This is a genomic window from Paraburkholderia sp. BL21I4N1 (assembly GCF_002973525.1).
Lineage (GTDB): Bacteria > Pseudomonadota > Gammaproteobacteria > Burkholderiales > Burkholderiaceae > Paraburkholderia.
Window position 1 is genome coordinate 316360 of sequence record NZ_PVEN01000007.1, and the last position, 20995, is coordinate 337354.

The window sequence follows — 20995 nt, forward strand, 5'->3', positions numbered from 1 at the left end:
CACATGAAGCAACCGCGAGCGAGCGTCACGCGTGCTTCGATCCGCGGCCGGCTGGGCGCTGCGCTGGTGCTCACGTGCGCCCTGTTGCTGGCCGGTTGCGCGCTGCCTTCGCTGGCCGGCCGTACAGAATCGGCGGCGCTCGATCCGGTTCAGGCGCGATCGACCCAACTCGGCATGGCGCTAGCGGAACCGCTTGCGCGGCATCCGGGTTTGACCGGCATCTATCCGCTCAACGACCCGCACGACGCGTTCGCGGCTCGCGTCTTTCTCGCGCACGCGGCGCAACGCACGCTGGACGTTCAATACTATATCTGGCGTGACGACCTGACCGGCACGCTGCTGCTGGAACAACTGGTCGAAGCCGCGCAGCGCGGCGTGCGGGTGCGTCTGCTGCTCGACGACAACGGCATTCCCCCTTCGCTCGACGCCACTCTCGCGGCGCTCGACGCGCATCCGAACATCGAGGTACGCCTGTTCAATCCGTTCGTGGTGCGCAAGCCGAAGTCGATCGGCTTTATCACGGACTTCTCGCGCGCCAACCGGCGTATGCATAACAAATCGTTCACCGCCGACAGCAGCGCGACGATTCTCGGCGGCCGCAATATCGGCGACGAATATTTCGGCGCAACCGACGGCGTGGTGTTCTCCGATCTCGACGTGCTCGCGGTCGGTCCCGCTGCTGGCGATGTCGCGCATGATTTCGACCGTTACTGGTCGAGCGAGTCGTCGTATCCCGTGGACCGGATTCTGCCGCGCGTGAACGCCGACACCTTGCCAGCGCTCGCGGCCAAAGCGAAGGCCGTCGCCAACGATCCGACCGCGCTCGCCTATGCCGACGCGCTGCGCGACTTGCCGATCGTCCAGCAGTTGCCTGCCGGCACGCTGCCGCTCGAATGGGCCGCGACGCGTCTGGTCAGCGACGATCCCGCCAAAGGCCTGAACCGCTCGCCGAGCGACGCGCTGGTGCTGAACCAGATGCGCGAGATACTCGGCGAACCGGCCGAAGAACTCGATCTGGTATCGCCGTATTTCGTGCCGACCGAGGTGGGCGTCCAGTACTTCACACGGCTCGCCGCGCGCGGCGTGACGGTGCGCGTGCTGACCAATGCGCTCGAATCGACCGATGTCGCCGCCGTTCATTCGGGCTATGCGAAGCGCCGCGTCGCATTGCTCAAGGGCGGCGTGGCGCTCTACGAACTGCGTCGCCAGCCGGGTGCGGACGGTAAAGCGGAACCGCGCGCCGGTCCGTTCGGTAGTTCGGGATCGAGCCTGCATGCCAAGACGTTCGCGGTGGACGGTCAGCGTGTCTTCGTGGGCTCGTTCAATTTCGACCCACGGTCGGCGAAACTGAATACCGAACTCGGTCTCGTGATCGACAGCCCGGTGCTCGCGGAGAAAATCCGTTCGGCTTTCCAGACGCAAGTGCCGCAAGTGGCCTACACGCTGAGTCTCGACCATAACGGCAAGCTGGTCTGGCTCGAACACGACGGCGCCAACACGATCCGCTACGACACCGAACCGAACACCAGCTGGATGCGCCGGCTCGGCGTGTGGTTCATGTCGATCCTGCCGATCGAATCGTTTTTATAGGTCGGCGGGCCGGCACAGACCGATCATCCACGCATGCACGGCGTCGACCGCGGCCGAACGCGCGGGTTGCGCCGAGCGCATCAGCCAGAGCGGCGCCAACGCGAAACCCGGCACCTGCGGCAAGACCTCCACGCGTCCGCTCGTCAACGCGTCCCCTGCGGTAAGCCGCGACACCATCGCGATGCCCGCCTCCTGTTCGGCCGCGGCGACGACAAAGCGCGGATCGCTAACCGTCAACGCACGACGCGTGCGCAAGCCGCCGCGCCTGAGTTCCGGCAGCCACGGCGCCCATTCCGGACGCCCTTCGTGAACCAGCAACGGCGCTTGCGTCAGCACCTCGGGAAACGGCGCGTCACGCAGGCGCCGTGCGGTTTCCGGTCCACATATCGCGACAGCCTCTTCGTCGAGCAGCAGCTCGCAGGTGACTTCCGGCGTGCGGATCGGCTTGGCCGACACCACCAGATCGACGTCGACGCGATCGATCTCGTTGACCTCTTCGTCGGTCACGAGCCAGATTTCGAGCGCCGGCAGCGCCTCGGCGAACTGCCGCATGCGCGGCATCAGCCAGCCGGAGGCGAACTGCGGCGCGCAGACGAGAATCACCGAATCCGGATTGCCATACGGCTCGATCCGGTCACGCCCATCGGCGAGCGTGGCGAGCGCGGCGGTGACGGTTTGCGCGTACAGCGTGCCGGCGGCGGTCAACGCGACACCACGGCCGATACGCCGGAATAGCGGCTGCCCGGTCCACTCCTCCAGTTGCTGGATCTGATGGCTAATCGCCGACTGGGTCAGCGCGAGCTCTTGCGCCGCGCGGGTGAAGCTGCCGACGCGCGCCGCGGCGTCGAAGGCGAGCAAGGCTTGCAACGGGGGCAGTCTACGCATGGGCGGTCCTGGCGAGATATTAAAAATATCGATACTTCCAGCAAGATTCTTCGCTTTTCGCGAGAATTTTTCCTCGCAATCATAGCGCCAGTTGCCTTTCGCACGTTTTCACGTTTCAGCAGACATGAGAAATATTTGTGCGAACAGCATCCCGTTCAATCCGACTGGATAAAAAAAGCATGACACTGGAACGCTCTCCCAATCCGCACGCGCCCGGCAACGAGCAACCCGCCGCCCCCACCTACGCCGGCGTGCTGTCGTTCATGCGCCGTCCCTATACGCGCGACCTCACCGGCGTCGACGTCGCCGTCTCGGGCGTGCCGCTGGACCTCGCGACCACCTTCCGCCCCGGCACCCGCTTCGGCCCGGCCGCCATGCGCGCCGCCTCGGTCCAACTGGCCGAACTCGGCGCGTTTCCGTGGGGCGTCGATCCGTTCGATCAGCTGAACGTGGTCGATTACGGCGACTGCTGGTTCGACGCCCACAACCCGCTCGGGATTCGCGACGCGATCGTCGCGCACGCTCGCGGCATTCTCGCGAGCGGCACGCGCATGCTGACGCTCGGCGGCGATCACTTCATCACCTATCCGCTGCTGATCGCGCATGCCGAGAAATACGGCAAGCCGCTGAGCCTCATCCACTTCGACGCGCACTGCGACACCTGGCCCGACGACAACCCGGATTCGCTGAATCACGGCACGATGTTCTACAAGGCGATCCGCGAAGGCCTGATCGATCCCGCGCGCTCGGTGCAGATCGGCATTCGCACGTGGAACGACGACTTCATGGGCGTGCGCATTCTCGACGCGCCGTGGGTTCATCGCAACGGCATTCAGGCCACGATCGACGAAGTGCTGGCTATCGTCGGCGCCGCGCCGACTTACCTGACCTTCGACATCGACTGCCTCGATCCAGCCTTCGCGCCCGGCACCGGCACACCGGTAGCGGGCGGATTGAGCTCGGCGCAGGCGCTGGAGATCGTGCGCTCGCTCGGCGCCGTGGACCTCGTGGGCGCCGATGTGGTGGAAGTGTCGCCGCCCTACGATCACAGCGACGTCACCGCACTCGCCGCCGCGCACCTCGCGTCCGACATGCTGTGCCTGATGCGCAACCAGAAGCTGCAACGCCAGCAGCGCGAGTAGACACGCCCAGTCACCCGCACGCGCTAAAAAACCCCACGAACCTCTAGCGGACGATCCGACGACCATGCCCCACACCGCCACGAAACCGATCCTGACCGCGTTACTGATGTGTGCATTCGGCACTGCGGCACACGCCGACGACAAGCAGCTCAATCTTTACAACTGGGGCGACTACATCGCGAAAGACACCGTGCCGAACTTCCAGAAAGAGTTCGGCATTCAGGTGCGCTACGACGAGTACGACGGCGACGAAACCTTGCAGGCGAAACTGCTGACCGGCTCGACCGGCTACGACGTCGTGGTGCCGACCTCGAACTTTCTCGCCAGGCAAATCGAAGCCGGCATCTATCAGAAGCTCGACAAGTCGAAGCTGCCGAATCTGGCGAACCTCGATCCCGCGCTGATGAAGCTCGTCGCGAACGCGGATCCGGGCAATCAGTACGCGGTGCCGTGGGCGTGGGGCACCACCGGGCTCGGCTACAACGTCACGCGGGTGAAGCAGATTCTCGGCGACAACGTGCCGCTCGATAGCTGGGACGTGTTGTTCAAGCCGGAATATCTGAGCAAGCTGAAGAGCTGCGGCGTGTCCATGCTCGATGCGCCGACCGACGTGTTCGCGGTCACGCTGCACTATCTCGGCCGGGATCCGAATAGCGAAAATCCGGCGGACTATCAGGCCGCGTACGAAGCGTTGAAGAAGATTCGCCCGTATGTCACGCAGTTCAATATGACGAGCTACATCAACGATCTCGCGGGCGACGATATCTGCTTCGCGCTGAGCTGGTCGGGCGATGTGTCGATGGCGAGCCATCGCGCGCGCGAGGCCAACAAGCGCTACCAGATCAAGTACTTCATTCCGCAAGGCGGCGCGCCGGTCTGGTTCGACATGATGGCGATTCCGAAAGACGCGCCGCATCCGCAGGCGGCGCTGGCGTGGATCAACTATATCGAGCGCCCCGAGGTTCACGCAGCGATTACGAATACGGTGTTCTATCCGAATGCGGATGCGGCGGCGCGGAAATTCGTGAACGCGGACATTCTCAACGACCCGACCGTGTATCCGCCCGAGCCGGTGTTGAAGACGCTGTTTCTGTTGAAGCCGTTGCCTGCGCCGATCAAGCGGCTGGAAGGCCGGTTGTGGGCGCAGTTGAAGTCGGGATCGTAGGCGCGGGATAGGCGACGCGCTTTGGGTTCAATCCTTCGCGTACAACGTCGAGTCCGCGAAACCTTCGGCGGCCAGCACCTGGCCCACCAGGATCAACGCGGTCCGCTCGATCGATGTCGACTGCACCTTGCCGACGATATCGTCGAGCGTGCCGGCGATCTTCTCCTCGTCGGGCCAGCTCGCCCGATAGATCACCGCGATCGGACACGCGCCGCCGTAATGCGGCCGCAATTCGTCGACGATCCGCGCGAGATGCCGCACGCCCAGGTGGATCGCCATGGTGGCGCGGTGCCGTGCGAGGTCGGCGAGCTGCTCGCCTTCGGGCATGCGGGTTTTGTTCGCGTAGCGCGTGAGAATCAGCGTCTGCGAAACGTCGGGCAGCGTGAGTTCGCAACCGAGCGTCGCGGCGCAGGCGGCGGTGGCCGTCACACCCGGCACGATTTCGTATGGAATGTTCAGCTCGCGCAAACGACGGATCTGCTCGCCGATCGCGCCGTATAGCGACGGGTCGCCGGAGTGCACGCGCGCGACGTGCTGGCCGTTGTCGTGCGCGGTCTTCAGCAACGCGATGATGTGGTCGAGATCGAGGTCGGCGGTGTTGACGACGAGTTCGGCTATGTGACCTTCCAGCACCGCTTCGGGTACGAGAGAACCGGCGTACAGGATCACTGGGCAACTGCGTACGAGGCGTTGGCCTTTTACCGTGATCAGTTCCGGGTCGCCTGGACCCGCGCCGATGAAAAACACCGTCATTGACTGCTCCGTGATGGGTTGGGATGGCGGAAATTGCGGGCGTGGCGTCCTGCGTGTACGCGGTTCACGCGAGCGCTCGCAGCGCGTCGAGCAGAGCGTCGACGCTGTCGAACTCACGATCCACCGACGGCAAGTCGGGCCGGCGCAACATCACGACCGGCAAACGGCGTTCGCGTGCCACCGCGAGTTTCGCCTCCGTCGCGCCGCCGCCGCTGTTTTTGCTGACCACGACATCGAAGGCTTGCAGCGCGAACAGCGCGCGCTCGCCTTCGAGCGTAAACGGGCCGCGTGTCGCCATGATCCTCGCGCGCGCGGCGTCCTTGTGCGGATCGAGACAACGGACGGTCCAGAACTGATGCGCGGGAATTTCGTCGAGATGCGCGAGCGGTTCGCGGCCGAGCGTGAACAGCGGCTTTCTAAACGGCGCAAGCGCCGCCGTGAGTTCGTTCCAGTCGCCGACCGGCCGCCAGTCGTCGCTGCTTTGCGCTTGCCAGGCCGGACGGCGCAGCGCCCAACACGGCACCCGCGCCGTATGGCTGGCATGCACGGCGTTCGTGCTGATTCGTGCGGCGTACGGATGGGTCGCGTCGATCACGAGACCGATGCGTTCGTCGGCGATGTAACGCGCCATGCCTTCGCTACCGCCGAAACCGCCGACTCGCACCTCACACGTCAGATCATCGGGCACCTTGCCGAGACCGGCGAGACTGTACACGTGCGCGGGACCGAGTTGACGCGCGATTCGCAATGCGTCGCCGGTGCCGCCCAGCAGCAGGATTCGCGTCATTGCGCGGTTCGGCCGGTAGTGACGCTGATCGTGTTGACGGCGGTTGCGCTGCTTGTGGCGCTTGCATCGCTCGCGCCGTTTGCCACCTCGCCCTCACGCCCCCGCTTCACCACCGCCAGCAACGTAATCGGCAGCGCCTGCCGCCACGTATCGAAACCGCCCAGCGGTTGCGCATCCGCCAACGCAATACGCGTCAGCGTGCCGCCAAACCGCTCGCGCCACGCGACCAGCGCTGTCTCGCTCTGCAACGTCACCGCGTTGGCCACAAGCCGTCCGCCATTGCGCAAACTCGCCCAACACGCTTCCAGCACGCCCGGCACCGTCACGCCGCCGCCGATGAACACGGCGTCCGGCGCCGGCAAACCTTGCAGCGCATCCGGCGCGCGGCCGGCCACCAGTTGCAGGCCCGGCACGCCCAACGCTTCGCGATTGTGTTCGATGAAGCGCTGCCGTTCCGCATGGTGTTCAATCGCGATCGCGCGGCAGGCTGGATGCGCGCGCATCCATTCAATGCCGATCGAGCCGCTGCCCGCGCCCACATCCCACAGCAACTCACCGGGCGTCGGCGCAAGACGCGCGAGCGTGATGGCGCGCACGTCGCGCTTGGTCAGCTGGCCGTCGTGGCGAAACGCATCGTCCGGCAGGCCGCAAGTGAGCGGCAGACGCGGCGCGCCTTGGGTCGCGCGGCAGTCGAGCGCGATCAGATTCAACGCGGCCACCTCGCCCGCGGACCACTGATCCGCGCGACCGTCGATTCTGCGTTCCAACTCGCCGCCCAGATGCTCCAGCACGATCATGCGCGTCGCGCCGAAGCCGCGCGCGTTCAGCAAGCCGGCGAGCGCCGCGGGCGTGCGGCCGTCCGCGCTCAGCACGAAGATGCGCGCGCCGTGATGCAGATGCGCGTTCAGCGTCGCCAGCGGGCGGCCCACCAGCGACACCGTCGCGACGTCCTGCAACGGCCAGCCGAGCCGCGCGGCCGCCAGCGACAACGACGAGGGCGCCGGCAGCACCCGCAACTCGTCCGCCGGCAGGTGACGCGCGAGCGTAGCGCCGACGCCGAACAGCATCGGGTCGCCGCTCGCCAGCACGCACACCGCGCCGCCACGCTCGGCGAGCAACGGCGCGAGATCGAACGGGCGCGGCCACGCGGCCCGCCGCGCCGCGATCCGGGCCGGCAGCAACGCCAGATGACGCTCGCCGCCATACACCACCGACGCCTCCAGCAACGCACGTCGCGCGGACCGTCCCAAACCGGCGAAGCCGTCGTCCCCCATGCCTACCACGGTCAGCCATGCCGGCATCCGAACATCCTCGTTCTGTATCTTCAAATAATGCGCTGAGCCACGCCGATCAAGGCGTCCAGCCTCGTTATGCTGTTCGAAAAAAGGCATAATACAGCCGCCGGTGCCCTTCGGGGCCTAAGAGGGAACACAGTGTCACTGTGGCTGCCCCCGCAACTGTATGCAGCGAGTCCGCCCGCGCTGCGCGCCACTGGTTCGACCGGGAAGGCCGCGACGGACTTTGACCTGCCAGCCAGGAGACCTGCCGGCGAGACTGTTCGTGCCAGCCAACATCGGGCGGGGTGTACCGATGCCGCAGCAACGCCCGCTCCCAGGCTTGCTCGGGCCACCGCGCGACGCTACCCGGTGTCCGTTTTGAAGCAAGCTTCGTCCTCCCCTGTTGTGCATCATGCGGCGCTCGCGCTGCGGCCCTCGGCGTGTCCGGGGCTGCTGCGGATCGTCGCCGCGCGCGACGGCGGACTCTGCCGGATCAAGCTGCCCGGCGGTGCGTTGAGCGCGGCCCAGGCGCGCGCGATTGCCGACGCGAGCGTGCAGCATGCCGCCGGCACGATCGAGGTGACCAATCGGGCGAATCTGCAGGTGCGCGGCGTGCGCGGCGGGCACGAGGCGGCGTTGATCGAAGCGTTGATCGAGGCGGAGCTAGGGCCGAGCGGCGCATTGACCTCCGCGCGACCTGGCCCGACGCCGACCATGGCAACTGCCGAAGCAAGTCACGTGGACACAAGCGCCGCTTACGCGTCGACCGCTCTCGCCGCCGACGATGTCCGCAACGTGATGATCAGCCCCGCTGCGGGACGCGATCCCTTTGCGTTGTTCGATACAGCGCCTCTGTGCAACGAATTGCTTGCGCTGCTACAAAGCGAGCCGCGTTTCGCGGCGCTGTCGCCGAAATTCGCGCTGTTGCTGGATGGTGGCGAAAAGCTGGCGCGCGTCGATCATCCCCATGACGTTTGGCTGGCGGCGACGCAAGGCCCGGATGACGTGCGATTTGTCTTCGGCCTGGCGGGTTGCCCGCCTGACGCCGGATCACCACACGCCAACCACGGCGGCGCGCTATCCGCCGTCCTGCCGTCGCAAGTCTGCGCGCTGATCGGCGCGGTGCTGCACACGTTCCTCGACCTCGCCGCAACCGATGCCACGCGTATGCGTCATCTGCTCGCCACGCACGCCGCCGATGCGCTCCTGCACCACGCGCAACGCTACGTCGATTTCCCGCTGTCACGCGATGCGTCGCTAGCCGGCTGGCAACGCGCCACACGCGCCGACGCATCGCTCCGGCTCGGCGCGTCCGATCAACGCCAGCCGGGCACCTGGCACGCAGGCGGCCAGCCGCCGCTCGGACGCCTCGACGCCGCGACCCTGCACGGCCTCGCCACGCTCGCCCACCTTCACGGCGACGGCACGTTGCGGATGACACCGTGGCAAAGCGTCCTGCTGCCCGATATCGCAACGCATGCCGTGGCCGCCGTGATAAACGGCCTGACCGAACTCGGCCTGGCCACCGACCCCGCCCAAGCCATCACGCGCGTGATGGCCTGCGCGGGGTCGACCGGCTGCGCCAGAAGCCTCGCCGACACCAAGGCCGACGCACTGCGACTCGCGCCGCGCCTGCCCGCCGACGTCGACGTGCATCTAAGCGGCTGTCCGCGGTCGTGCGCCGCCGCGCATTGCGTGCCTTTCACGCTGCTGGCCGTCGCACCCGGCACCTACGACCTATATCGACGCAACGGCCAGCCCGGTTTCGGCGCCTGCGTCGCGCACCGACTAACGATCGACGAAGCTTCCGACGCGCTCACGCGTCTGGCCCATATCGACGCCCCTATCGACATTCCTGTGGACACCCACATTCACGACGCCGCTGAGCCACGCCCACGAACAAAACCCATGAGTAACCCCGATGCTTGATTACATCCGCGACGGTCAGGAGATCTATCGCCAGTCTTTCGCGGCGATCCGCGCGGAGGCCGACCTGTCGCGTATCCCCGCCGACCTCGCCAAGCTCGCGGTCCGCGTGATCCACGCGTGCGGCATGGTCGACGTGGTCGACGCGCTGCGCTTTTCCGAAGGTGCCGGCACGGCAGGACGCGCGGCGCTCGCGCAAGGCGCGCCGATTCTGTGCGACGCGGGCATGGTCGCGCAAGGCATCACGCGCGCGCGCTTGCCGGCGAACAACGAAGTGATCTGCACGCTCACGCATCCGGACGTGCCGTCGCTCGCGCGCGAACTCGGCAACACGCGCTCGGCCGCCGCGCTCGAATTGTGGCGCCCGCATCTGGCAGGCAGCGTCGTGGTGATCGGCAACGCGCCGACCGCCCTGTTTTATTTGCTCGACATGCTCGACGACGGCGCGCCCAAGCCCGCGTTGATTCTCGGCTTTCCGGTCGGCTTTGTCGGCGCGGCGGAATCGAAAGCGCTGCTCGCGCAAGACAGCCGCGGCGTGCCTTATGTGGCGATCGAAGGCCGGCGCGGCGGCAGCGCGATGGCCGCCGCCGCCGTCAACGCACTGGCCACGGAGGTCGAATAAATGACCGTGCGAGGACGTCTGGTCGGACTCGGGGTCGGCCCCGGCGACCCGGAACTCATCACGCTGAAAGCGCTGCGTCTGCTGAAGGCGGCGCGGGTGGTCGCGTACTTCGTCGCCAAGGGCAAGAAAGGCAACGCGTTCAGCATTATCGAAGCGCATTTGCACGACACGCAGCAGCATCTGCCGCTGGTCTATCCCGTCACGACCGAAGCGCTCGAACCACCGCTTTCGTACGAAGCCATCATCGCCGAGTTCTACGACGGCGCGGCGGAGATCGTCGCGAGCCATCTGGATGCGGGCCGCGACGTCGCCGTGATCTGCGAGGGCGATCCGTTCTTCTACGGTTCCTACATGTATCTGCACGACCGGCTCGCGGCGCGCTATGAAAGCAAGGTCGTGCCGGGCGTGTGCTCGATGCTCGGTGGCGCGGCCGTGCTCGGCGCGCCGCTGGTGTACCGCAATCAGAGTTTGTCGGTACTGTCAGGTGTGTTGCCCGAAGACGAATTGCGCCGCCGTCTCGCCGATGCCGACGCCGCCGTCGTGATGAAACTCGGCCGCAATTTCGACAAGGTGCGGCGCGTGCTGGGCGAACTCGGTCTCGCGGATCGCGCACTGTATGTGGAACGCGCGACGATGGGCAATCAGCGTATCGTGCCGCTCGCCGACGTCGATCCGATGGCCTCGCCGTATTTTTCGCTGCTGGTCGTGCCGGGGGAAAAATGGCAAGGATGAACGTACCCGCCATCGTGATTCTCGGCCCGGGCGCGTTGGCCACCGCGCGGCGAATTCAGACACTGTATGCGGGTAGCCAGGTCTACGCCTTGCAAGGACGCGTGGCAGCCGACGTGCCGTACGCCGAGCTCGGCGCGCAGTTGCGCGAACTGTATGCGCGCGGTACGCCGATCGTCGCGTTGTGCGCGGCCGGCATCGTGATTCGCTGCGTCGCGCCATTGTTGACGAACAAAGGGGTCGAGCCGCCGGTGCTGGCGGTGGCCGAAGACGGCAGCGCGGTCGTACCGCTGCTCGGCGGTCTGGCCGGCGTCAATGTGATGGCCCGCGAGATCGCCGCCGCGCTGAGTGTGCCGCCCGCGATCACGACGAGCGGCGAACTGCGGTTCGGTACCTGTGTGCTGAATCCGCCGGACGGTTACGCGCTGGCGGATATCGGGCAAGGCAAACGCTTCGTGTCGGATCTGCTGGCGGGGGAAAGCACGCGCGTCGAAGGTGAGGCGCCGTGGCTCGACGACGCGCAATTACCGCGCTCGGCATCGGCGCGCCTCGCGATTCGCGTGACGCCGCGTTCGTGGAATGGCCGTGCGGACGAGTTGGTGATTCATCCGCGCAGCGTGGTGGCGGCGGTGACTGGCGGTGCCGGTGCTGCTGCGGATACCGCTGTGGGTTCCGCGAGTGCTGGTGTGGCTGCTAGTGCCGGGATGGCGAGTGCACGCACAAGCGCCGGGATCGCAGCAAGCGTACGCACCGCATTGAACGAACATGGCCTGGCGACGCTCTCGTTAGCGGCTCTGCTCGCTCCCTCGGATCGAATGGCGGATCCCGCATTGGCCCAAGCCGCCGCGGATCTCGACGTCCCACTGCGCTTCGCCCAAACCCGTCCCGAAGATGGTGACCCGCCCAGCAATCTGCTGCACGCGGCATTGCGCATCCCCTATGAAACCCTGCACGACGACCCCGATGCGGGCGTCGCGCTTGCCCTCACGGCGCTCGCCGTCGACGCCAACACGATCGGCGCGGCACGCGGCCGCCTGACCGTGATTGGCCTGGGTCCAGGCAGCGCCGAGTTAATGGTGCCCGCCGCCCGCCTCGCGCTGGACGATGCCACCGATATCCTCGGCTACGACACCTACGTGAAAATGGCCGGTCCGTTCCGCGCCGATCAGCAGATTCACGGCACGGACAATCGCGAGGAATTACAACGCGCGCGTCATGCGTTCGAGCTGGCGAGCGCGGGACGTTCGGTCGTGATGGTGTCCTCCGGCGACCCGGGCGTATTCGCAATGGCCGCGGCAGTACTCGAAGCGCTCGAGGCCGCCGGGAACGACGCGTGGTCCGCCGTTGAACTCGCCATCGTGCCTGGCGTGTCGGCCGCGCTGGCGACCGCCGCGCAAGCCGGTGCGCCGTTGGGTCACGACTTCTGCATGCTGTCGCTGTCGGACAATCTGAAGCCGTGGCGCATCATCGAAACCCGTCTGCGGCACGCCGCCGAAGCGGATCTCGTGATGGCGTTCTATAACCCGATTTCGCGCGCGCGCCCGTGGCAACTGGATAAGGCGCTGGATATCGTGCGGGCGTATCGCGCGGCGGCGACGCCGGTGGTGTTGGGGCGCGACATCGGCCGGCCCGGCAGCACGCTGCGTACGGTCACGCTGGGCGAACTGCGTTCGTCCGACGTGGATATGCGCACCATGGTGATCGTCGGTTCATCGACGACGCGGCGCTTTACACCCGGCGTTGAAGGCGGCGAATGGGTTTATACGCCGCGATGGTATGAGTGAAACGGGACGCGCCGCCACCGCCGCCACGTTGTCGCAGGCGGCACGTAATGCCGTTCGATCCATGCGACGGTAGAGCCCGGTCATGATGTTCCTGACTGGTTCACGGCCTGACGGCGCTACGGAAAACGCCTACGCCGCCACTTTCAAATCGTCGATAGCCCGTTGCCGCACGCCCAGATCGTCCCACAACTCCGGATGACAGGTGAACACCAGAATCTGATGCCGTGTGGCCGCGTCGAGCAACGCGCGCTTGATCGCATCGCGGCGCGCGGCGTCGGTATGCACGGCGGCGTCGTCGAGCATCAGCAAGGTCGGACGGCCCGACGCCTTCAGCAGGTCCGCATAGGCGAGCCGCGTCAGGATGCCGAGTTGCTCGCGCGTGCCGAAGCTCAGCGCATCGAGCATCTCCGCGCGGCCGTCGCGTGCTAGCGTCGCGGGGCTCAGATCGTCGCCGAGCGCGATCGTCGATTGCGGGAAAATTCGGCGCAGGTAATAGCCGAGCCGCTCGGTCAACGGCGCACGCAATTGCGCGACCGCCGCGTCGCGTTCGTCCACCAGCACTTCGTCGAGCAAGCTCAATGCGCCGGCCCGCAGGCTTAACTCTTCCTTGCGACGCGTGGCCTGTTCGACGCGCGCCGTCACCGCCGCCAAACGTTCACCGAGCCCGGACGCGCCGACCGTTTCCAGTTGGCTGCGCAGCTCCGCGATTTTCACTGCACGGTGATGTTGTTCACTGCGCGCCATTTCCGCCGACGCGCGATAACGCTTCGCCTCCGCCGCCGGATCGTCCAGCCGCGCCGCCTGCCATTCGCGCTCGCGCGCTTCGTGCTGCTTGCGCTGCGCGTCGACCTGGACGCGCTGTTCGACGATTTTCGTCTGCCACTGCGCGCGGTTGCGGCGGAAGCTTTCATCGCTCAACTGCGCTTCCTTGCTCTGCCATTGCGCGGCTAACGATTCCGCGTTGGCGACGCCGGTCGACCTTTTCTCCGCTGCCAGTGCCAACACTTTACGCGCGGCGTCCAACGCCTCGCGCGCGCTCCCGGCGTTGCGGCGCGCTTCGTCGAGCGGCGGCGCGGCGGATACATCGGGCAAGTGCTTCAGCCGGTCGCTCGACGCCTGCCAACGCGCGGTCGCCGAAGCCAACGCCGCGCGCAGCGCGTCGATGCCTTGCGGTGCATGGACCTTGAGAATCCCGGCGTGGCTTTTCTCCTGCGCGACGAGCGTCTTCCATTTTTCGCGCCTGAGTTCCCCTTCGACGAGCGACGTCACGCCTAAAGCCTGCAGCAACTGCGCATGCTGCGCTTCGAGCGACACCAGTTCGGTCAACCGCGCGGACAGATCGGAGACGCCCGGAATCACCCGCAATTCCCCGAGGTCGCCGAGATCGATCAGCTTTTCCTCGTCGACACGCAGCACGCCGTCACCGCTCACCGTTGTCTGGTTGACGGCAATCGCGCCGCTCAGCCTGTATTCGATGCGCGTCATCGCCGCTTCGGTGCGAGCGCGCAACACCGTCAATTCGCCGTCGAGCGTGGCGAGCCGTTTTAGTTTCGTTTCGTCGATTTCGACGGCCGCCGCCGCCCGAGCGGCTTCGAGCACGGCTTCATTCGCCTGGCTGGCCGCCTGGATGGCCACGTCCAGCCGCTGGCTTTCGGTCTCGTACAGGCCGATCTGGTTGCGCAAGTCGGCTGCGGTTACCGCGGCGTTCGCAAGGTCGAGCGCACGGTCGGCCGCCACGGATGCCTGCTCGAATTGCGTGACGCTCACCGCGGCTTGCTCATATTCCGTTTGTATCGTGGCTACGCCGGCTCTTGCCACGTCGAGCTGCCGCCGCTCGCGTGCGACGGTCGCTTCCAGTTCAACCGCGTTCTGCTCCTGTTGCAACGACAGCGCGAGTTCCGCTTCGCCCAGTTTCAACGTGTGCACCAACCCCTCCAGCCCGCGCTCCAGTTCCGCAGCGGCCTCGGCACGCTGTTGCGCCAGCATGGCCTTCTGTTCATGAAGTTCCCACGGACGCTTGCGTTCCGTGTCTTCGAACGTTTCCTGCTGCGTCGCGAGGCGCGCAATGTTCTCTTCGAATTGCAGACGCTGCTGTTCGAGCCCGTCGCGCTCCGCGATCAAACCGGCGAGCGTCTGCTCCACTTCGGCCAGCGGCCCGGTGGCTTTCTGCGTGCGCGCCGTGAGCAATTGCCGGAGTTCGCGTTGCACGGCGACGATCAACGCGTCTTCGCCGGCCGATTCGCTGCTGCCCGATAGTTGCGACAACGCATCGCGCAGGTACTGCGCCGCGTGGCCGGTGGAATCGCGTACCTCCTGCGTGCCGCCTTGTTGCACCCACAACAAACCGGGCACGCCCGCGTTCTCGGCCTTCAAGGGCCCACGCGACGCACGCGAAAAGCCGAGCAACGCGGCGAGTTTGTCTTCGGCTTCGTCTTCACCGAACACGCTCTGGCCGATCGTCAACTCGCAGCGCTGCCGCGTGACGAACTGTTTCGACAAGCGGCACGCGGTGCCGTCCAGATTGAAACTGACTTCAACGGACGGTTGTCCGCTCGCCTTGCTCCACGGCAACAAATCCTTCAGATGCGAAGCCTTGTAGCGCTCCAGAAACACCACGCGGACGGCTTCGGCAATCGTACTTTTACCGGCCTCGTTCGGCCCGACGAACAGGTTGAGTCCCGGTTGCAGATTGTCGATCACAATCCGCCCCGCAAACTGCCTGAATTCCTGAATCGCGATACTTTCCAACTTCATGCGGACCTCGCTTCGCGCGGCAGTTCACGTTGAAAGCGCGCCAGAAGCAATAACGCTTCCGCCGCGCGCTCGATCTGTTGCGGGTCGGACTGCGGGTCTTCCTGCAAGCCGCGCAGACGCGCCACGACTTTCGCGAGATAACCGCTTTGCGCGCCGAGTTCCGCGAGATCGGCGGCGGTGGGCAGCACTTGCAGGCCGCTCAGATCGACGCGCAGCGCGCGCACGCGTGCGCGCGCCTCCTCGACCGCGACATGGATCGCTTCGGCGTCCGCCAGCGCGGTCGTGCCGCTCACCGCCACGCGCAGCACGTCGTGGCTGACGAGCGCTGCCAGCCGGGTTTTGAGCGCGTCCACGTCGGTCGGCACCGCGATCGTTTCGTCCCAGCGATGCCACTGATATTGACCGACCCGCACCGCCTCGACGACCGGCGTGGCGCCCGGCTCGCTCACGGTCACGTCGAGCATGAAGCCCGGATCGTTGGCGCGGAACCGGTCCTGTTCGTGCGTGCCAGCGTACCAGGTGCGCGCGTCGACGCGCAGATGACCGTGCCAGTCGCCCAGGGCGAGATAGTCGAGACGCGCGCTCACGGCGCGCGTCGGCGCGATGGGATTCGACGAGTCGATGCCTTCCTGCAGAATCCCGCTCACGCTGCCGTGCGCGAGGCCGATGCGGTGATAGCCCGGCGGTGTCTCCGTCGTGTCGAAGAAGCCGGTGGTGTCGTCGTACGTAATGCGTTGCGTGAGCGGCGCGCACAGTAGCGCGGCACGGCACTCGTCCAGCAGCAACACGCCGGGCTCGAGCACCACGCGCACGTTCGACGCAATGCAGTTCAGCCGCTGCGCGCGGGTCCACACGCTCTCCACCAGCGCCGCGTCGTGATTGCCCGGCAGCATGATCCACGCGCCGCTGAACGCTTGCAGCGCGCCGAACAAACGGCGGATCACCGTGTCCGACACGGTCTGCAGATCGAATACGTCGCCCGCCACCAGCACCGCGTCGACCTTGCGCGCGGCCGCTTCCGTCGCGATGCGGCGCACGGTTTCGAATCGCGCCTCCGCCAGATGCGCGGCTTCGTCCGGCTCGAACTGGCCGAATTGCGTGCCGATCTGCCAATCCGCGGTGTGCAGAAACCTGATCACTGTGCCTCCATGGCGTTCAATTACACGACCTCGCAGTCTAACCGCGAATGTTACCGCGCCGAGGCGCTAAAGAGAGCCTCACGCCGCGCGGTTGGCGCATTGGCCGACGAGCGGCGCTACACTCGCGTGTCTGGACGTGTACCGACCGTGCCGTCTCATTGCCTCGGACTCGAACCTTGCCTAATCGCCGATGAATAAAGCAATCGAACTGAAACAGGCCAAGCGCACGCCTTTATTGCTGTTGCTCGCCGCGGCCTGCGTTTTCGTAGCGACCGCGTTCATGCCGCGTGGCGTGTGGGTGGACGGCATCAAGGCCGTGGCCGAAGCCGCGATGGTCGGCGCGCTCGCCGACTGGTTCGCGGTGGCCGCGCTGTTTCGCCGTGTGCCGATCCCGATTGTCTCCGCGCACACCGCGATCATTCCGCGCAACAAGCATAAGATCGCCGACAACCTCGCGGTGTTCGTGCAGGACAAATTTCTCGACGTGCCCTCGCTGGTCGGGTTGATCAAACGGCACGATCCGGCGCGGAGCATCACCGGCTGGCTGACCGAGCCGGCCAATACCGCGCGCCTCGGCGACTACGTCGTGAAGCTCACGGGCGGCATTCTGGAATTGACCGACGACGTACGGATTCAAAGCTTCATCAAGGATGCGCTGCGCGACGTGCTCAACAAGGTGGACCTGTCGCAGTCGATGGGCTCCATTCTCGACACGCTCACCAAAGACGGCCGCCACCAGGAGTTGCTCGACGCCGGCATCGAACAGGTCGTGACGCTGCTGCGCGAACCGCAGGCGCGCGAGTTTATCGCCGAGCGGATCGTCGACTGGGTCAAGAGCGAATATCCGAAGATGGAAAAGATTCTGCCGTCCGCATGGCTCGGCGAGAAAGGCGCGGAGGCCATCGCCAATACCGTGGACCGCATGCTGCAGCAGATCAGCGACAACCCCACTCACGAGTTACGCGAGCGTTTCGACGAGGCCGCGCACAAACTGATCGTCAAACTGAAAACCGATCCGGCGTTCCTGCAGAAAGGCGAAGACCTGAAGCGCTATCTGGTAGAAGGCGACGCGCTCGGCACATATGTGAAGGACATGTGGGGCGAATTGCGCGCCTGGCTCAAACGCGATCTGCAGCGCCCTGATTCCGCCTTGCATGCGCGTGTGATGGCAATGGGCCAATGGGTCGGCCGCGAACTGGCGAACGATCCCGCGCTGCGGCAATCGTTGAACGATCATCTGGAAGACGCGGCACGCGCCATGGCGCCGGAGTTCGCGCAGTTCCTCACGCGTCATATCAGCGATACGGTCAAGAACTGGGATTCGCGTGAGATGTCGCGGCAGATCGAGTTGAATATCGGCAAGGACCTGCAGTACATCCGGATCAACGGGACGATCGTCGGCGGCTTTATTGGCTTGTTACTGTATGGGAGTTCGTTGCTGTTTGAGATGCTGCGCGCACACATTCAGTGATTAGCCTGCCGCGCCTACCAGGCAAAAGACGATGCCATGCCTGCGCTTTGCCACCACTCGACCTGTATTCAATCTACTGACCACGAATGACGAGCCCTTACTTGATTCGCCGTGCCCGCGCCACCGATCTACCGACGATCTATCTCGGTGAGCGAGACTACATCCGGCAGATCGAACCGCAGCAGGAAGCACGCTGGACGGATGGCATGCACTTTCATCTGAAACAATGGACGAACGATCTCGATCGCATGTTCATCGCCGAATCGGGTGAATCGGCAGTGGGCTATTTCTTTTGGGAAGTTCACGGCGAGGCGGCGGTTCTCGCATCGATTTATGTCATCCCGGATCGGCGCGGCAATGGGCTCGGTCAGCAACTGCTCGCGCAGTTCATCGCCGATGCCCGTGCGCAAGGTTTTAGCCAACTAACGCTGGGGGTGAAGGCAGACAATCCGGCACGCCGTCTCTATGAAAAAGCGGGCTTTAGCTATACGCACGACGAACATGGCTATCGTCATTACGTCTATCCGACAGCCGGGCGGACAACGAACACGGAAGTCTGAACCGCTCACGTAAATGGTCGAAGCGGGTCTCCCCGTCAAACGACCGCCCTAAACCCGCATCCCGGCGAGGATCTGCTCGGCGAGAAAATCGCAAGGCGACCGGTCCGACCGGGCGCTGCGGGCCAACACCACTTCGAGTTCATCCAGCGGCGGCAGGCCTTCGTTCTGCGACAACTGCGCCAGATGCGCCGGCACGCTGCACCTGGCGAGCGGCGCGACCGCAAGGCCGGCGTCCACCATGCTGATGAGGCCCAGCAGACTCGGGCTTTCGTACGACATGCGGTATTTGATGTTCTCCCGCTGAAGCGCGCGAATCGCATTGGCACGCGCCGTACTCCCCTGCGCGAACACGGCAATCGGCAAGGGGCGTTCCTTCCACACTTTTCTGGTCGACGATCCCACCCACACCATGGGCTCGAACCGGATAAATTCGCTCGCGACGCCCTTCACTCTGGTGATGCAGGCAAGGTCCAGCGTATTGTCTTTCAGCAATGCGACGAGCGCGGTACTGGCGAGACCAATGACCCGAATGTCGACGCGCGGATGGGCCGCCGCGAATTTGCCCAGCACCTGTGGCAGCAGCGACGACGCGTAGTCGTCGGGCACGCCGATCGTAACGCGGCCCTTCATCTCCGGGCGCACGATCGACGCCCACGCCTCCTCCCGCATGGCCAGCATGCGCCGGCCGTAGTCCGCGAGCGTCTTGCCCTCCGCCGTAATCAGGACGTTACGCGTACTGCGCTCGAACAGCGGTTTGCCAAGCGCGTCCTCGAGCGCCTTGATCTGCATGCTGACCGCCGACGGCGACCGGTGCACCGACTCCGCACCGCCAACGAACGATCCCGTCTCGGCAACCGCCACCACCATTTCCAGTACATCGAGATCGAGTTTCTTCATATTCGTCAGAAAATCTGAGCAATGGATTCAGTTTAATGCGTTTTACTTGAAACTGCATCGAACCGATACTGTGAGCGACGATCTCTTGAAGGAGCGGTGAACATGCACGGTACGGCGTCGATTTATGGATTTCTCGCGGTAGGCGGCATGCTGGCCGTGACACCGGGTCCGAATATGGTCTACGTCATGTCGCGTTCGATCGCGCAAGGGCGCACCGCCGGACTGATATCGCTGGCGGGGGTGATGCTGGGATATCTCTTCTATATGTTTTCAGCCGCGTTCGGCATCACGGCACTGTTTTTAAGCGTGCCGTATGCGGGCAGCGTGCTGGGTGCGGTGGGCGCCGCGTACCTGTTTTACCTTGCGTGGCAGGCCGTAAAACCTGGCGGCCGCTCTCCGTTGGAGGTTCGCGATCTCCCCCGCGAACAGCCGCGCCGGCTTCTCGCCATGGGCGCCACGACCAGCCTGTTGAATCCCAAACTCGCGATGATTTTTCTGTCGCTGCTACCGCAATTCATCGACTATCAAGCGGGTGGCGTGTTGAGGCAATCGCTCGTGCTCGGGTCGTCCTTGATCGTTGCGTTCGCCTCGGTCAATGGCTTCGTGGCGATCTGCTCCGGGAGCATGGCGACGTTTCTCGCGAGCCGCCCAAGGCTTCTGCTGGCACAACGCTGGGTCATGGGTTGCGTTCTGCTTGCCCTCGGCGGCCATATGGCGGTCGATGCGGTGAGGCTGGCCGGCGGCCATTGATCCGGCGTCTTGCGACGTGTCAGCTCGGAGCGGTTCAGCCAGCACGTGTCAGCGCGATTCCCCGAAGGATGAGATCGATGCCGGCGACGAAGTCGGCGCGGTCGTCGTGCGTGGGCAACTGGCTCGCTACGCTGCGGGTGAACGGGTATTCATCCGGATCGAGCTCCGACCACGCGGTCGACACCTCACCCAGAAAATTGGAGCGATCGAGTCCTTGCTCCAGGGCGAAATGCCGGTTCGCCGCGTTCTGGCCGCCCACACCGAGGATGTAACTCAGCAGCGCCGACACCGTGGCCCACTCTTCTTCGCGCGGCACACCGAGCGCCCTTAACTGCTGGCCGATGCGTTCGAACACGCGCACCGTCGGCAACTGCCCTGGGGCACGTGTCAATGCCGAACCGACCCACGGGTGTTCGTCGATCGCGTCGAACATGGCCAGCGCCAGCGCGCGAAGGGTTGCTTCCGGCGACGTGCCGTCCACGGGCGCGTTCATCGTTTCAGCGACGATGGCATCGCACGCGGCGCTCAGCAGTTCGCCCTTGCTCGCGATGTGCCAGTAAATCGCACCGGGACCGGTAGCAAGCCGCTCCGACAGCGCGCGGAACGTCAGCCCCTTCTCTCCGCTGCTGTCGAGGACCTCGATCGCGGCTTCAATGATTCGTTCCGGCGAGAGCGAATCCTCCCGACGCTGAACGCTGCGTGCTTTCTTGGTCATACGTCGTCTTGACAGTTATGGAATGTTGTTCCAATATTACCATGGAATG

Annotated in this window: 18 protein-coding genes and 1 riboswitch; of the genes, 10 read left to right on the forward strand and 8 right to left on the reverse strand. The window is 65.2% G+C overall.

Going from position 1 to position 20995, the window contains the following annotated elements; genetic code table 11:
* Positions 1–3 precede the first annotated feature (3 nt).
* On the forward strand, positions 4–1590 hold the full coding sequence (locus tag B0G83_RS20315) for a phospholipase D family protein (protein WP_105509174.1): 1587 nt from the start codon (positions 4–6) through the stop codon (positions 1588–1590).
* On the opposite strand, the gene B0G83_RS20320 is transcribed toward B0G83_RS20315, so the two are convergent.
* Positions 1585–2475 carry a LysR substrate-binding domain-containing protein gene (locus B0G83_RS20320; protein ID WP_105509175.1) on the reverse strand — a complete coding sequence of 297 codons (891 nt, stop codon included), beginning with the start codon at positions 2473–2475 and terminating at the stop codon, positions 1585–1587. The genes B0G83_RS20315 and B0G83_RS20320 overlap by 6 nt on opposite strands.
* Before the next feature lie 179 nt (positions 2476–2654).
* Here B0G83_RS20320 and speB point away from each other — a divergent pair, with 179 nt between their 5' ends.
* Both speB and B0G83_RS20330 read left to right on the forward strand, forming a co-directional pair.
* Positions 2655–3617: an agmatinase gene (speB, locus tag B0G83_RS20325; RefSeq protein ID WP_105509176.1), complete on the forward strand. Its 963-nt coding sequence runs from the start codon at positions 2655–2657 to the stop codon at positions 3615–3617.
* Positions 3618–3681: 64 nt separating this feature from the next.
* A complete protein-coding gene (locus B0G83_RS20330) occupies positions 3682–4782 on the forward strand; it encodes a polyamine ABC transporter substrate-binding protein (protein ID WP_105509177.1) in 1101 nt (366 codons plus the stop codon).
* A 27-nt stretch (positions 4783–4809) separates the two neighbouring features.
* Here B0G83_RS20330 and cobM read toward each other — a convergent pair whose 3' ends face one another.
* From cobM to cbiE, 3 genes are all read right to left on the reverse strand, one after another.
* Positions 4810–5535: a precorrin-4 C(11)-methyltransferase gene (gene cobM, locus B0G83_RS20335; RefSeq protein WP_105509178.1), complete on the reverse strand. Its 726-nt coding sequence runs from the start codon at positions 5533–5535 to the stop codon at positions 4810–4812.
* Positions 5536–5599: 64 nt separating this feature from the next.
* Complete coding sequence (locus B0G83_RS20340; RefSeq protein WP_105509179.1) at positions 5600–6322, reverse strand: cobalt-precorrin-6A reductase; 723 nt, start codon at positions 6320–6322, stop codon at positions 5600–5602.
* Entirely contained in the window at positions 6319–7623 is a 1305-nt protein-coding gene (gene cbiE / locus B0G83_RS20345) for a precorrin-6y C5,15-methyltransferase (decarboxylating) subunit CbiE (RefSeq protein WP_105509180.1), read from the reverse strand. Before cbiE ends, B0G83_RS20340 begins: the two co-directional genes overlap by 4 nt.
* A gap of 84 nt (positions 7624–7707) precedes the next feature.
* Positions 7708–7887, forward strand: a riboswitch (cobalamin riboswitch).
* Between the two features lie 81 nt (positions 7888–7968).
* Between cbiE and cobG the strand changes: the two genes are divergently transcribed.
* The 4 genes from cobG to cobJ are packed head-to-tail and all read left to right on the forward strand — an operon-like array spanning position 7969 to position 12660.
* The gene (cobG, locus tag B0G83_RS20350; RefSeq protein ID WP_258168006.1) at positions 7969–9528 is read left to right on the forward strand and encodes a precorrin-3B synthase; all 1560 of its coding nucleotides are present in this window, start codon (positions 7969–7971) and stop codon (positions 9526–9528) included.
* A complete protein-coding gene (locus B0G83_RS20355; RefSeq protein ID WP_105509181.1) occupies positions 9521–10147 on the forward strand; it encodes a precorrin-8X methylmutase in 627 nt (208 codons plus the stop codon). Before cobG ends, B0G83_RS20355 begins: the two co-directional genes overlap by 8 nt.
* Positions 10148–10879: a precorrin-2 C(20)-methyltransferase gene (locus B0G83_RS20360; RefSeq protein ID WP_105509182.1), complete on the forward strand. Its 732-nt coding sequence runs from the start codon at positions 10148–10150 to the stop codon at positions 10877–10879.
* Positions 10876–12660 (forward strand): precorrin-3B C(17)-methyltransferase, encoded by a 1785-nt coding sequence (gene cobJ / locus B0G83_RS20365; protein ID WP_105509183.1) that lies wholly within the window; start codon positions 10876–10878, stop codon positions 12658–12660. Before B0G83_RS20360 ends, cobJ begins: the two co-directional genes overlap by 4 nt.
* Before the next feature lie 129 nt (positions 12661–12789).
* On the opposite strand, the gene B0G83_RS20370 is transcribed toward cobJ, so the two are convergent.
* Both B0G83_RS20370 and B0G83_RS20375 read right to left on the reverse strand, forming a co-directional pair.
* The gene (locus B0G83_RS20370) at positions 12790–15414 is read right to left on the reverse strand and encodes an AAA family ATPase (RefSeq protein WP_105509184.1); all 2625 of its coding nucleotides are present in this window, start codon (positions 15412–15414) and stop codon (positions 12790–12792) included.
* Positions 15411–16553, reverse strand: a complete 1143-nt coding sequence (locus tag B0G83_RS20375) for a DNA repair exonuclease (RefSeq protein WP_105509185.1) — start codon at positions 16551–16553, stop codon at positions 15411–15413. Before B0G83_RS20375 ends, B0G83_RS20370 begins: the two co-directional genes overlap by 4 nt.
* Before the next feature lie 190 nt (positions 16554–16743).
* Between B0G83_RS20375 and B0G83_RS20380 the strand changes: the two genes are divergently transcribed.
* Positions 16744–18024: a DUF445 domain-containing protein gene (locus tag B0G83_RS20380; RefSeq protein WP_105509186.1), complete on the forward strand. Its 1281-nt coding sequence runs from the start codon at positions 16744–16746 to the stop codon at positions 18022–18024.
* Positions 18025–18125: 101 nt separating this feature from the next.
* Entirely contained in the window at positions 18126–18584 is a 459-nt protein-coding gene (locus B0G83_RS20385) for a GNAT family N-acetyltransferase (RefSeq protein WP_181156977.1), read from the forward strand.
* A gap of 48 nt (positions 18585–18632) precedes the next feature.
* On the opposite strand, the gene B0G83_RS20390 is transcribed toward B0G83_RS20385, so the two are convergent.
* Entirely contained in the window at positions 18633–19481 is an 849-nt protein-coding gene (locus B0G83_RS20390; RefSeq protein WP_105509188.1) for a LysR substrate-binding domain-containing protein, read from the reverse strand.
* Between the two features lie 102 nt (positions 19482–19583).
* Between B0G83_RS20390 and B0G83_RS20395 the strand changes: the two genes are divergently transcribed.
* Complete coding sequence (locus B0G83_RS20395; protein WP_105509266.1) at positions 19584–20231, forward strand: LysE family translocator; 648 nt, start codon at positions 19584–19586, stop codon at positions 20229–20231.
* 34 nt (positions 20232–20265) lie between these two features.
* Here the strand turns inward: B0G83_RS20395 and B0G83_RS20400 are convergent, their stop codons facing one another.
* Complete coding sequence (locus B0G83_RS20400) at positions 20266–20946, reverse strand: TetR/AcrR family transcriptional regulator (protein WP_105509189.1); 681 nt, start codon at positions 20944–20946, stop codon at positions 20266–20268.
* Positions 20947–20995: the final 49 nt, after the last annotated feature.

Excerpts from the sequence above, each read along its gene's own strand:
- B0G83_RS20315 (WP_105509174.1), top strand. The coding sequence starts at position 4 with ATGAAGCAACCGCGAGCGAGCGTCACGCGTGCTTCGATCCGCGGCCGG.
- B0G83_RS20320 (WP_105509175.1), bottom strand. The coding sequence starts at position 2,475 with ATGCGTAGACTGCCCCCGTTGCAAGCCTTGCTCGCCTTCGACGCCGCG.
- speB (WP_105509176.1), top strand. The coding sequence starts at position 2,655 with ATGACACTGGAACGCTCTCCCAATCCGCACGCGCCCGGCAACGAGCAA.
- B0G83_RS20330 (WP_105509177.1), top strand. The coding sequence starts at position 3,682 with ATGCCCCACACCGCCACGAAACCGATCCTGACCGCGTTACTGATGTGT.
- cobM (WP_105509178.1), bottom strand. The coding sequence starts at position 5,535 with ATGACGGTGTTTTTCATCGGCGCGGGTCCAGGCGACCCGGAACTGATC.
- B0G83_RS20340 (WP_105509179.1), bottom strand. The coding sequence starts at position 6,322 with ATGACGCGAATCCTGCTGCTGGGCGGCACCGGCGACGCATTGCGAATC.
- cbiE (WP_105509180.1), bottom strand. The coding sequence starts at position 7,623 with ATGCCGGCATGGCTGACCGTGGTAGGCATGGGGGACGACGGCTTCGCC.
- B0G83_RS20355 (WP_105509181.1), top strand. The coding sequence starts at position 9,521 with ATGCTTGATTACATCCGCGACGGTCAGGAGATCTATCGCCAGTCTTTC.
- B0G83_RS20360 (WP_105509182.1), top strand. The coding sequence starts at position 10,148 with ATGACCGTGCGAGGACGTCTGGTCGGACTCGGGGTCGGCCCCGGCGAC.
- cobJ (WP_105509183.1), top strand. The coding sequence starts at position 10,876 with ATGAACGTACCCGCCATCGTGATTCTCGGCCCGGGCGCGTTGGCCACC.
- B0G83_RS20370 (WP_105509184.1), bottom strand. The coding sequence starts at position 15,414 with ATGAAGTTGGAAAGTATCGCGATTCAGGAATTCAGGCAGTTTGCGGGG.
- B0G83_RS20380 (WP_105509186.1), top strand. The coding sequence starts at position 16,744 with ATGAATAAAGCAATCGAACTGAAACAGGCCAAGCGCACGCCTTTATTG.
- B0G83_RS20390 (WP_105509188.1), bottom strand. The coding sequence starts at position 19,481 with ATGAAGAAACTCGATCTCGATGTACTGGAAATGGTGGTGGCGGTTGCC.
- B0G83_RS20395 (WP_105509266.1), top strand. The coding sequence starts at position 19,584 with ATGCACGGTACGGCGTCGATTTATGGATTTCTCGCGGTAGGCGGCATG.
- B0G83_RS20400 (WP_105509189.1), bottom strand. The coding sequence starts at position 20,946 with ATGACCAAGAAAGCACGCAGCGTTCAGCGTCGGGAGGATTCGCTCTCG.